Annotated in this window: 12 protein-coding genes and 1 riboswitch; of the genes, 8 read left to right on the top strand and 4 right to left on the bottom strand. The window is 43.7% G+C overall.

What is annotated here, in order from left to right:
• The first annotated feature begins 207 nt into the window (after positions 1 to 207).
• Together QR721_RS10370 and QR721_RS10365 are read left to right on the top strand one after the other, a co-directional pair.
• A complete protein-coding gene (locus tag QR721_RS10370; RefSeq protein ID WP_348026656.1) occupies positions 208 to 711 on the top strand; it encodes a hypothetical protein in 504 nt (167 codons plus the stop codon).
• A 101-nt stretch (positions 712 to 812) separates the two neighbouring features.
• Positions 813 to 992, top strand: a complete 180-nt coding sequence (locus tag QR721_RS10365; RefSeq protein WP_348026654.1) for a YfhD family protein — start codon at positions 813 to 815, stop codon at positions 990 to 992.
• Between the two features lie 60 nt (positions 993 to 1,052).
• Here QR721_RS10365 and QR721_RS10360 read toward each other — a convergent pair whose 3' ends face one another.
• Entirely contained in the window at positions 1,053 to 2,234 is a 1,182-nt protein-coding gene (locus tag QR721_RS10360) for an MFS transporter (protein WP_348026652.1), read from the bottom strand.
• A gap of 262 nt (positions 2,235 to 2,496) precedes the next feature.
• Positions 2,497 to 2,596: riboswitch (TPP riboswitch) on the top strand.
• A gap of 88 nt (positions 2,597 to 2,684) precedes the next feature.
• Here QR721_RS10360 and thiT point away from each other — a divergent pair.
• Positions 2,685 to 3,293 carry an energy-coupled thiamine transporter ThiT gene (gene thiT / locus QR721_RS10355; protein ID WP_348026650.1) on the top strand — a complete coding sequence of 203 codons (609 nt, stop codon included), beginning with the start codon at positions 2,685 to 2,687 and terminating at the stop codon, positions 3,291 to 3,293.
• A 500-nt stretch (positions 3,294 to 3,793) separates the two neighbouring features.
• Here the strand turns inward: thiT and QR721_RS10350 are convergent, their stop codons facing one another.
• Together QR721_RS10350 and QR721_RS10345 are read right to left on the bottom strand one after the other, a co-directional pair.
• A complete protein-coding gene (locus QR721_RS10350; RefSeq protein WP_348026648.1) occupies positions 3,794 to 5,134 on the bottom strand; it encodes a GntP family permease in 1,341 nt (446 codons plus the stop codon).
• 26 nt (positions 5,135 to 5,160) lie between these two features.
• On the bottom strand, positions 5,161 to 6,303 hold the full coding sequence (locus QR721_RS10345; protein WP_348026646.1) for a glycerate kinase family protein: 1,143 nt from the start codon (positions 6,301 to 6,303) through the stop codon (positions 5,161 to 5,163).
• A 145-nt stretch (positions 6,304 to 6,448) separates the two neighbouring features.
• Here QR721_RS10345 and QR721_RS10340 point away from each other — a divergent pair, with 145 nt between their 5' ends.
• Complete coding sequence (locus tag QR721_RS10340) at positions 6,449 to 7,540, top strand: CdaR family transcriptional regulator (protein WP_348026644.1); 1,092 nt, start codon at positions 6,449 to 6,451, stop codon at positions 7,538 to 7,540.
• 16 nt (positions 7,541 to 7,556) lie between these two features.
• Here QR721_RS10340 and QR721_RS10335 read toward each other — a convergent pair whose 3' ends face one another.
• A complete protein-coding gene (locus tag QR721_RS10335) occupies positions 7,557 to 8,111 on the bottom strand; it encodes a Uma2 family endonuclease (protein WP_348026642.1) in 555 nt (184 codons plus the stop codon).
• 173 nt (positions 8,112 to 8,284) lie between these two features.
• On the opposite strand from QR721_RS10335, the gene QR721_RS10330 reads away from it, so the two are divergent.
• From QR721_RS10330 to QR721_RS10315, 4 genes are all read left to right on the top strand, one after another.
• On the top strand, positions 8,285 to 9,370 hold the full coding sequence (locus tag QR721_RS10330; protein ID WP_348026640.1) for a hypothetical protein: 1,086 nt from the start codon (positions 8,285 to 8,287) through the stop codon (positions 9,368 to 9,370).
• A gap of 111 nt (positions 9,371 to 9,481) precedes the next feature.
• Positions 9,482 to 10,261, top strand: a complete 780-nt coding sequence (locus tag QR721_RS10325) for an ABC transporter ATP-binding protein (RefSeq protein WP_348026638.1) — start codon at positions 9,482 to 9,484, stop codon at positions 10,259 to 10,261.
• Between the two features lie 209 nt (positions 10,262 to 10,470).
• The gene (locus QR721_RS10320) at positions 10,471 to 11,313 is read left to right on the top strand and encodes an ABC transporter ATP-binding protein (protein WP_348026636.1); all 843 of its coding nucleotides are present in this window, start codon (positions 10,471 to 10,473) and stop codon (positions 11,311 to 11,313) included.
• Positions 11,246 to 12,004 carry an ABC transporter permease gene (locus tag QR721_RS10315; RefSeq protein WP_348026634.1) on the top strand — a complete coding sequence of 253 codons (759 nt, stop codon included), beginning with the start codon at positions 11,246 to 11,248 and terminating at the stop codon, positions 12,002 to 12,004. The genes QR721_RS10320 and QR721_RS10315 overlap by 68 nt, the downstream gene beginning before the upstream one ends.
• The last annotated feature ends 20 nt before the right edge of the window (positions 12,005 to 12,024 follow it).

The raw sequence follows: 12,024 nt of genomic DNA, 5'->3' as shown, positions 1-12,024 counted from the left end.
GAGATTTTATTTGAGTCTAAAGGCTTGTTTTAATTTGAATTGCAAGGATAATAGCATAGTTTTTCAAATTTCGCACTCCTAATATGAAAATTATAGCAGATTTTTAAAATAAGTATATGACTTTAAGCCCGTATTATTTTCGTTTCTCACCAAAAGATTCCCCAGGAAATATGCTGGTTATAAGATATTTTGAAGAGGAGGATATGAATGTGCAAAAACGAGCATGAATTTCATGAGGGGGGAAGTCATAAAGACAATATCAATGAGTTGAAAAGAACTAAAAATGAATTATCCAGGCTAGGAAAAAATGATGAAAAAGAAATTACTGAACGTCCATCTTTATCAGGGAAATTCATGGATGACGATAAGAAAAGGAAAGAAAAGTCATATAAAAAAACGACTGTTGCTGAAGAAAGCGGAAAAAAGGTGCAAGGGGATAAGCCAGAAAAGGAGGAGCGGAAACAGGATACAGATGTATCAAAGCCACCAACCTATGTACCGCCATGTCCTTCATGGCAAAACGGGGCCAAGGGAATTGCGAATTGCAAATACTGTTACACGTATATTTGGCAATTTAACGGAATGAATTATTGGTTCTATCCTTTTGAAATTTTTAGCAGAACTGTTACTGGGCTCATCTGGGCACGGCAGCGTTGGTCATACCATACAATTCCTCATAATGCGATTCGTGCTCACTATAGGCACCGATAGCTCCAGACAAGTTTCTCCAATTGTTGTTTTAAAGCATAAATAGCTTAGTACAAACCATACTAAGGTCGAAATACCACTGTTAAACATGGAGGGATTTCAAAATGGGCAGAGACGAGCATGCAACAAAACGTGGCAATAGGCATTTGGCACAGACGCCGAAAAATCAGGTAAAAGAATCTGACGGTATGGATATCGAGTTTTCTGAAGAACTGGCAGATACAGAAGACAGGGAAGCACAAGAGAGAAGTAAAGCTGCAGAGGCACGTGTAAAAGGAAAGTGAAAGTAAGCAAATGCTAAGCAAATGCGGTTTCCGGAAGAAGTTTTTCCGGAAACCGCATTTTTATACTGCTTGAGTACGATCATCAGGCAAGAAGAATGAGATCAGTGCACCAGCAAGAGGAAGTAAAGAGAGTATTGTAAATACTGTCGCCACGCCAAAAACATCCGCGACAGAACCCATAAAGACAGAGCCGATTCCGCCAGCACCTACACCAGCACCAATGGATAAGCCAGAGGCGAGTGCAATGTTTCGCGGTAAAAGGCGTTGCATATAAACAACTGTCACCGAGAAGGATGCAAGTACTGAAAAGCCGAATACAAGAAGTATCAAGACGGTCCAAACACCGTGTAAATGTGGCAGCAGCAAAGCAAATGGAGTTGCAACGAGCATAGAGCCAATCATAAGCCGTTTCAGCCCGATTCGGTCAGAGAAGATGCCACCGATGAAAGTTCCAAGTGCCCCGGCTCCGACAAAAACAAAATTAAGTGTCTCTGAAGCCGCAAGTGAGAGATGTGTCATATAGAACGGCAGGAAGACAACTACTCCAAGCTGACACCAAGAACGTAGGACAATGACACTAATTAGAAGAATGGCCCCAGGAATGTTATTGCGTCCACGGATTTCTTTTTTCTTTGATGCAGCATCTGCTACTTTCTCCTTCATCCAGCCGAGCATCGGGGCTGTCAGCAATAAGGAGAGAAAAGCGATTGGAATTAGCCAAAGCAGGCCGCGAAGCCCTGTATGAATCAAAAGGAGCGGAATCATCAGTGGGCCAAAAGCTTGTCCTGCATTACCGCCCACTTGAAATATAGCTTGCGCAAGCCCTTTATGAGTTCCAGATGCAAGATGTGTCCCACGCGAAGCTTCAGGATGAAAAGCTCCTGAACCGAAACCTGAAATGGCGACGAAAATGAGGAGCCAGCCAAAAGATGTAGCAGCACCTGTCATGGCCAAGCCGCCAATTGTACAGAATACCCCTGCAGTGAAAAGCCATACACGTGGCGTCCTGTCCGTCAGCATGCCGAAAAATGGCTGAGAAATAGAAGAAGTAAGATACGATATCAAAACAATTAATGAAGATTCAGTAAAACTTAAATTCAGTGCCTCTTTGTACATAACGATCAGTGCGGGCACAAGGCCTGTCGTACATAAGTCATTCAGAAAATGTGCCGAGCTGAACGTATAGACAGCCCTTCTGTACAGCGGTTCATTCGGAGCTGGTGCTGTCGTTGCTTGTGTCATAAACATGTCCTCCTATTCAATATCCGCTTCTAATTCTATCAGGAAGTTCAAGGATAGGCGAACACGGAAAAATGAAAATAAAATGCAGATTTCAAATTTTGAATCCTTAATTATGCTTTAAATACAATATCAAATTCGTTATACGAAATAAATATTGCTTTTGTTTTGAAAAGGATAAGGAAAATTGTTTTTAAGTCTGCCGGCTGAATATTCAGCTTTTCATTTGTGGACCAATATAATATAATGAGGACAATCATTAACTTGTTTCCACAAGGGGAGCCATGAGCTGAGAGTGAACATGTTGTTCTGACCCTTTGAACCTGTTAGTTAGGACTAGCGCAGGGATGTGGTGATACTGAAAATGCATGCTTTTTTCTAGGCATGTGCCTTGAAGTATCCTGAAGACATATCCCTCCTATGGTGCGCTAAATATACCAGGGAGGTTTTTTTATGAGGAAATTGCCGTTGCAGGCGATGATTGAGACGGCTATTTTTGCCAGTCTTGCTTTAGTAATTGATATCGCAATCCCATCTTTGAAATTTGGTCCATCCATTTCGATTTCATTCGCCATGGTGCCTGTTTTCATCGTTGCATTCAGATGGGGAGTACTATCCGGTGTTATCGCAGGTTTCCTATGGGAAATGATGCAAATTATGTTTGGAGATGCGTGGATATTGTCACCGGCTCAAGCCTTCGTTGAATATGGACTTGCTTTTGCTTCAGTCGGACTTGCAGGACTATTCAGCGGACTGATCAAGCGGTCAGCTGCGAAAGGGCAAACTCGAGTTGCGCTTATCTACGTAGTGCTCGGCTGTTTTATAGGTGGAGCAGCACGATACTTCTGGCATTTTGTAGCTGGTGTTATATTCTTCAAAAAAGCTGCCATTGATGCTGGGAAATCACCAATCATTTTCTCACTTACAGCAAATAGTGTCGCTTTCTTCTTCTCAACTCTTGCGTGTGCAGTTCTTATTGTTTTGATGCTTTCGACAAGCATGCGTCTTGTTACATCAGCAAAAGCGAAAAGACTGTCCACAGTTAGCAAGAGTGCTTCATAAGAAAATGATAAAATAGGCTGGTTCATAACTAAAATTGCATATGTAAGAGACGCACAAAGAATCAGATTACAATATGGTAAGGTATCGGTTGCAAACCGCCGGATTTCCGCTGCAGGCGAACGCTTTCCACGGGCATGGCTTCAGCTAAATTCCAGGCAAGAACGCCTGGAATATTTATCTTCACCTCATGCTATTCCCGTTGGAGTCGTCGCCTTCCACTTCAATCCTAGATAGAACATTGGACATAGCGTAGAAAAAATGCGAGACTCCCGCGGGAAGAACAAGCATACTGAGACGGTGAGGCGCTTGCGCCAAAATGGCTCAGTGCTTGCCCGCAGGAAAGCGAGCATTATTTTCGTAGCGACGGCTTACCTCAAAATACTTTTGAGAATCAATACTCGAAAATGAAAAACCCGAACTAAGGCAATTTTATTTTTTGCCTTAGTTCGGGTTTTCTATAGGCTAAAACATTTCTGTCTTAGTCTCTCTTTTTATTTTATTTAAACAAGAATGATCCAAAGCAGCATAGTGAACAGGATTGTAACGACGCCTTGCAACAATGTTGCCATTGTCTGAGCTTTGTAGGCATCTTTTACTTTCATACCGCTAAATTCTGTAACGACCCAGAAGAAGCTGTCATTGACATGGCTGACTGTCATAGAACCAGCACCGATTGCCATGACGACAAGTGCAAGCGGCACAGCACCTTCAATACCCATCTGCGGCAACAGAGGAGCAACAAGGGAAGATGTGATGACAAGTGCAGCAGTTGAAGAGCCCTGTGCAGTCTTCAAGGCAGCGGCAATAACAAATGGAATGAGCAAGAACAATGCGCCGCTTAGTGAACCAGCTAGATTCCATGACTGGATGACATCTGCGACACCAGTTTCCTTAATGATCGTTCCGAATGCACCGCCAGCACCAGTGATCAAGAGAATTGGAGCAGCGTCAAGCAATGATTGGCCGATCCATTTTGTCAAAGTTTCTTCGTTCAACTTTGGCAATAGGAAGAGTGCTGCGACGACACCGGCAATTAGAGCGATGACCGGCTGGCCAAGGAAGCTGAAGAACGCCGCTGCATTTCCTTTCATTTCAAAGAAGCTAATTACAGAACCAAGACCGATTAGAACGATTGGCAAGACAATTGGCAAGAATGAAGCGAATGCTGATGGCATTTTGCCAAATGACTTTACGACTTCTTCATAATCAAGAATATCATCTGCATCATCAATTGTGATGTTCTTCGCAGCGCGAGTAGCCCAAAGATAACCGACTACTGTTGCAGGTATTGCTGTAATAAGACCAATAAGAATAATAGTGCCCAAATAATTTTCTGCACCGATATTACCAGCTGCCGCAATTGGACCTGGTGTTGGCGGAACAAGATTATGAGTTGCGAACAGTCCAGTGGCAAGTGCTACAGACATTGATGCGAGAGCAACGTTGGCACGCTTAGCGAGTGCTTTGCGCAAGCTGTTCAAAATGACAAAACCTGAGTCACAAAATACAGGAATGGAAACAATATAACCGATCAGGCTCATTGCAAGCTGTGGCCGTTTCGGACCGACAATACGCAATACAACTTCAGCCATTCTTAATGCAGCACCAGTCTTTTCAAGGATTGTACCAATGATCGTACCGAACACGATAACGAGTCCGATTCCGCCCATGATGCTTCCAAAGCCGGCGTTCATATTTTCAACAACTTTTGCAAGTGGCATGCCTGAAGCGATACCGACAAATAATGTTCCCAGAATCAAAGAAAGGAACGGATGAAGTTTAAATGTAGCAGTCGCTACGATAATAAGTATGACACCAATAGCTAGTATGGCGAAAAGCATGGGACTTCTACCTCCGGATGTTTAAATTATTTTGTTGATTGGCCGGCGAGCCATATACGTGTAATCTGTTCAGCAGATTGTTCAACAAACTCTGCCGCTCTCGTGATTGCCTGTTTGAGTGAAATGGGCCCGCAAACAATACTATGGGCACTTGTAATGCCGTATTCGTAGAGCGTATCAATCCCCTCGCCAACAGAGCCTGCGAGCGCAAAGACAGGTATATTGAAAGCTTGTGCTGCTTGGGCGACACCCATCGGGGTTTTTCCCGAAGCAGTCTGATAATCAATTTGCCCTTCACCGGTAAAGACGCAATCAGCACCAGGCAAATGTTCATGAAGACGGGCATACTCGATGACTAGGTCAATCCCACGTTTCGTTCTTGATGGGAAGAATGCCTGGAAAGCACCGCCGATTCCGCCTGCAGCACCTGCTCCAGGAAGGTCATGAAGGCGCATGCCTGTCTTCTCCTCGACAAGATTTGCCCAGTGTGTCAGATGAGTATCAAGCAATTCTGCCACCTCAAATGTTGCACCTTTTTGGGGGCCAAAAACATGTGAAGCTCCATCTGGACCGACGAGCGGATTTTGGACATCGGTTGCAATAAGGAAATCTGCTTCTGCTATACGAGCATCAAACAGCCTGTCATCTATTGTTTCAATACGGACGAGTTCGCCACCGCCATATTGGACATCCTTTCCTTTTGCATCGAGCAACTTCATGCCGAGTGCCTGAAGCATGCCGATTCCACCATCATTTGTGGCACTTCCGCCAAGTGCAAGGATGAAACGGCGCAGTCCTTTATCCAATGCGTTGCGGATAAGCTCTCCGGTTCCAAATGTTGTTGTTTTCAGTGGGTCCCGTTCATTTGGATCGACAAGGCAGATGCCCGAAGCTTGAGCCATTTCTATTACACAAGTTTCATTGTCGCCAAGTATTCCATAAGCAGCTTCCACTGGTTTCCCAAGTGGTCCAGTGACAATGACGTGGACCATTCGTCCGTCAGTTGCTGCGACAAGACTTTCTGCTGTCCCTTCGCCGCCATCGGCTAGAGGGATTTCTATCGTTTCTGCCTCAGGCATCGCTTTGCGCACGCCTTTGGCCATTGCTTCAGCCGCCTCTGGAGCTGTCAGGCTTCCTTTGAAGGAATCAGGGGCAAGTATTATTTTCATAAAAATAGCTCCTTCATTTATCTTTAATCTCATTATAAGAAACCCGGATTGAATATTCATCGTGCATCATAAATGAAAAAATAGTATGTCACATTTGTTTTTTTGTATATACTGGACAAAAAGCGGATAGATGGAGTTGGCTCTTATGCTTACAGAGGAAATAGCAAGGCAAATCGTTAAGGAAACGATGACCAGGCTAAATCGGAATATTAATATTATGGATGATAAAGGGACAATCATTGCAAGTGGCGATGAAAGTCGGTTAAACCATATACATGCTGCGGCACGACAGGTCATTGAAACAGGACATGCAATGATTGTTCAGTCAGATGATATCGGTCGGTTCCAAGGTGCCTTGCCTGGAATAAATTTACCTATTGAATTTGATGGCAGAATTGTCGGGGTAATTGGTATTACAGGAGAGCCTGAAGAAATTCGGGAAATTGGAGAGCTTGTCAAAATGAGTACGGAAATGATGCTGAGACAAGCTGTGATGCAGGAAAGAACAGAATGGAAGCAGCATGCAAGAGAAGTGATCTTTAATGAACTGATTAATGGAGAATTCGATCTTGGGGCGGCAGAGAGAAGACTGCAGATTCTTGGAACTTATTTGAAAGGTCCCTATCAAGTTGCTGTCGCAGAAGTGAACTTGGAAAAGACGAGCAGAACTGAATTGCTTCAGCATCTGGAAATGAACTTCAGCAAGGCGGAAGCGATATTCGGCTTTATTAGTGTACAGAGAATTTTCATATTGGGTATGCATATGCCTGAAGATGGGTTCAGAAGGAAACTGCAAAAAATTATGCGGGATGAAAACGGCGGTTCGGCCATTTTGAAAATAGGGCATGGGTCGATAGCGGCTGATGAACAGCAAATCCGCTACACATATGAGGAGGCTCTTTGCGCATTAAAACTTGGATCGGAAGCCGATCTGGTTTCTTATGCAGAAATTGAAGTGAAAGCATTGTTAAACAGATTGAACGATCGAGCACGACGCCAGTTTGCCGACAGGGTACTGAATGGCCTATCGGCAAAACTGGTTGAAACGGTGGAAATTTTCCTTAGAGAAAATTTGAACATCGGCAAATGTGCGGAAACGATGTTCGTGCATCGGAATTCGCTGAACTATCGATTGAAAAAAGTACGTGAACTGACAGGCTATGACCCGCGTGTCTTCCACGATGCTTTGACATTACAGCTAGCGATCTGGGCACAGCGTCTGAATGGTCTAGATTAATCAGGTGTATAATCGATCAAAATCCGCTCCATAAATCATCAGCTACGAATAATTTGTCCGCTGATTGATGGAAATGTACAGAATCATGACCTTGATATGCTGCTGCCCGGATATATTGGATGCCTCCAGCTGGAAGGATGTATTGTAAAAGCGTGTATTGATCTGGGTCTGCAATCCAATATTCCTTAATGCCAAAGGCTGCATAGTCTTTTATCTTTTCACGGCAATCGAGTGGGCGGCTGGAAGGTGACAACACTTCAATCACTGCATCAGGCGGACCAATGACGGCGTGCTCAGCAATGATGTCTTTCCTATGGCGTGAGATGACCATGAGATCAGGCTGCCTGAACTTATTCATCGTAAGCTGCAGGTCACATGGTGCTTGCAGAATGACATGAGTCTCGCCAATTGCCGTATACAGCAGCCTAAGTATTTTTTGAACGATGAGCTGATGCGACGGTGGGGGCGCAGGTGTCCGCATCAATTCGCCTACCAAAGCTTCTGGTGTTTGCAATCTGGTGTGTGAATTTGTTTTAGATTGAACTCGTTCGGAAATTTGCCTGTTTGTCAAAATCGATCCCTCTTTTCAATTTACGGGGATATTTTCAACTATTATTGCATGTTTCAGAATTGTTTTCCATAACCGATTTGACATATGTACATTCAGTTCGTTCATGAATATGGGTTTTTTGCGTGAAATATGGTATTTTGTTAGTACGAACTTACGGACAGGAGAAATGAATCATGCGCAATATAATCCGATTTGTGGCTGCTATTGCCGCAGTTGTGGCGGCTGGATTGTTTATTTACTTCAGCAACCCGGTCAAGGAAAATTCAGCAGATACACAAAAAGAGTCGGAAAAAGCGGATAAAAATAATTCCAAAAACGAATTCAGTGTGGAACTTCCAAAGGTTGGACTCGATCAGAGCAATCCGAAAGAAGCTCCACAACTTGATAAGCTAAAACGCCAGACAAAAAGCATGCATGCGACAATGAATCACATTGCTGCAGAAGGTGCGTTTGACGGAGCGGCACTCAATACCGGTAATATTAAGGAAGATTTGGATAAGTTGAATACGCAAGTGGAGCAGACGAAAGCAGGCTGTGCGAACTGCTCGAGTGATGTTGTGAAATATCTTGATCAGCTGCAGCAGCTGATACAAACTGCGCTTTCCGGAGATGCTCAGGCATTGGGCCAGCTTTATACGAATCTAAGTGAATTTGATAAGAAATTGAATCGACTCAATGCGCTTGCTGATGTTCGTGACCTGACTGATTTGTTTGACCAGAACAAGGCGGGCCCTCGATTCAAAGCTATTGATGACTGGATCAATGAAGCTCAGGCACGACTGGACCAAGATACGGGTGACTTGCAAATGAACGTTCCTGCAGACTTGCAGAAGAAACGGGCAGATGTCGAGGCAAAGCTGAAGAATGCAAAGGCAGCAAAAGAAAAGGCAGATGCACTTGCGAAACAGCTGAAGCAGAAGAATTTAACTGAGGCGAAACGTAAGGAAATTGAGAAAAAGCTTAAAGCTGCACAAATGCAGGCCAATCAAATGCAGCAGGCTGCTGAAGATGCCCAAGCTAAATGGAAAGAATTGCAGGGCAAAGCAGCGAATGCGAAGGCTGATAGAGAGGCTTTTGCAAAGCAGGTAAAAGAGCAAGCATCAACAGCTATTAAGCAAACAAAAGATAAAGACGTAAAGAAGCAGCTCGAACAGATTAATCGCCTGTCGGACTCAATGTTAAAAGACAAGAACAAGCAGGAAAAGACGCTCGATGATTTGAAAAAAGCATTCGATCAGCTTCAAACCATGCAAAAATAGAGCTGAAGGTTCGGCATAAGCCGAGCCTTTTTCTTTTGCTTGAAAAACATCTTAGTTTTACAGGATAATAGTAGAAAGATAATTTGAAATTTACGGAAAAGGAGTGGTGACTTGGAGCCGATCATCAAACTTAAAAATGTAAAATGGCAGCGTGAAGGCAAGAAAATTCTTGATGATGTGAATTGGGAAGTTAATAGTAAGGAACATTGGGCAATTCTCGGATTGAATGGTTCGGGTAAGACGACACTGCTTAATATGATAAATGGCTATATCTGGCCGTCAGAAGGTGAGATGGAAGTGCTTGGATGCACATTCGGGAAAACCGATATAAGGGAGCTTCGCAAGCGAATTGGCTGGGTCAGCTCATCCCTTAGTGCTAGAATCCAAGGAACTACCGACACTCAGGATGTAGTCGTAAGCGGTAAGTTCGCATCTGTAGGATTGTATGATATGCCGACTGAGCGGGATTTTGAAAAAGCGTTTGCACTGATGGAACGCATTGGGGTAAGACATTTGATCGGCCGCAGTTATGAAACTTGCTCCCAAGGTGAACAGCAGAAATTGCTTATCGCACGCGGACTGATGGCAGACCCTGAACTGCTTATATTGGATGAACCGACAAATGGGCTCGACTTCCTATCAAGGGAAGAGTTAATGAAGACAATTAATGAACTTGCACGATCAGAGAAGGCACCGACCATTATACTTGTCACCCATCATATAGAAGAGATTCTTCCGGTGTTTTCTCATACACTCCTTTTAAGAGGTGGGGAGGTTTATGCCCAAGGAGCTAATGAAGATGTTTTAAAAGAAGAGAGTTTGTCAGATTTCTTCAATTACCCGGTTTCTGTAGAGTGGCAGGAAGGACGTGCCTGGCTTAAAGTGAAATAGATATTTGCAGAGCTTGCCCCTTAAAGAAGGGGGCAAGCTGTTTTTCTGCTACCTAATAAAGCCAGGCTAAAAATTTTGAGAATTCAGTTGACAAAAAGTTTCAAATAAGTGATTATTAATTAACAACTAAACCAATTAATTTTATCGGTTATAACTAACTTAAGAATTTTGCATCCAGAGGTGCATGAAATAAAGAGGTGAAGATCGGAATGTATTTGCAAATTGATGGCATAGAGAAGAGCTTTACGAGCAGGGAACGCGGCACTTTCAAGGTGCTGGATAACATCAACTTGGACGTGAATAAAGGGGATTTTCTCTCAGTTGTCGGCCCTTCAGGCTGTGGAAAATCTACATTGCTGTATTTGATTGCCGGACTTGATAAGGCAGACAAGGGGGAAATCCTTGTAGATGGCAAACCGGTTAAAGGACCAGGACCTGAGCGGGTTGTTGTCTTTCAGGAAGCCGGTCTCTTCCCATGGCTTACCGTCCTTGAGAATGTTACATATGGACTGAAGCTAAAGGGCATGAGCAAAGCAGATGCTGACCAAAAAGCGATGGAAACTCTGAAACTAGTACATTTGAGCAAGTATGTCCACTCCTATCCGCATCAGCTGTCAGGAGGTATGAAACAGAGGGTTTCTATTGCAAGAGCGCTTGTCATGGAGCCGGATATTCTATTAATGGATGAGCCTTTTGCAGCATTGGATGAACAGACACGCATGGTGCTACATAAAGAGCTCCTTGAAATATGGAAAAAGCTAAAAATCACAATCGTCTTTATTACACACAATATTAGGGAAGCTGTACTGCTTTCAAGCAAAATAGTCGTTTTTGCGACAAGACCTGGAAAAATTAAAGCAACATTCTCAGCGAAATCAACTAAGGACGGTGTGACACCGGATGATATTACTTTGCATCTGGAACAACAAATCCTGGCTGCGCTGCAAGATGAAATAGAGAAGGTATTGAAGGAGGAAATGGGAGATGACTACAGCTTTGAGACGAATCGGATTCATCGTGATACTAGCGGTGATATGGGAAGTGGCATCTAGAGTTTCCGGTCTCCCACCGTTCATGTTTCCGAGTCTTACTCAAGTATTCGAAACATTGTTCCGTGGCATTGTGGACGGTCAAATTCTGTCAGCAATCGGTATGAGTCTTGGAAGGCTTCTACTCGGTTTTGTTATTGCAATTATCCTTGGTCTATTCTTTGGTTATCTTATTTGGCGATCGAAGTTTGTCGAGGACACACTTGGTTTTCTCGTTACAGCATTGCAATCAATCCCGAGCATCGTCTGGTTCCCGCTCGCGATTATCTGGTTTGGCCTGAATAATGTTTCGATTTTATTCATCGTAACAATCGGAGCGACTTGGACAATGACAGCAAGTGCTGCCAGTGGTTTTAAAAATGTTCCGACGTTGTATCAGCGTGTTGCGAAAACATTCGGTTCAAGCGGCTTCCATTTCTTGCGGACGGTCATATTGCCAGCATCCGTTCCACAGCTTATTTCCGGATTGCGTATCGCATGGGCCTTCTCATGGCGTGCACTAATGGCAGGAGAGCTGCTTGGAGCTGGCGGAGGACTTGGGCAATTGCTTGATATGGGGCGTTCACTTGGACAGATGGATCTTGTCATTTCAGTAATGATCATCATTGCTGTAATTGGTACGATCATTGACAATGTTGTCTTTACTAGACTCGAACGAAGTGTACAGCGCAAATGGGGACTTACAACAGCCTAATTAGCAGGCCAGATAGAAAA

The organism is Aciduricibacillus chroicocephali (assembly GCF_030762805.1).
Lineage (GTDB): Bacteria > Bacillota > Bacilli > Bacillales > Amphibacillaceae > Aciduricibacillus > Aciduricibacillus chroicocephali.
The sequence above is the reverse complement of the archived record's forward strand: the minus strand, read 5'-3'. Positions and strand labels throughout refer to the sequence as shown.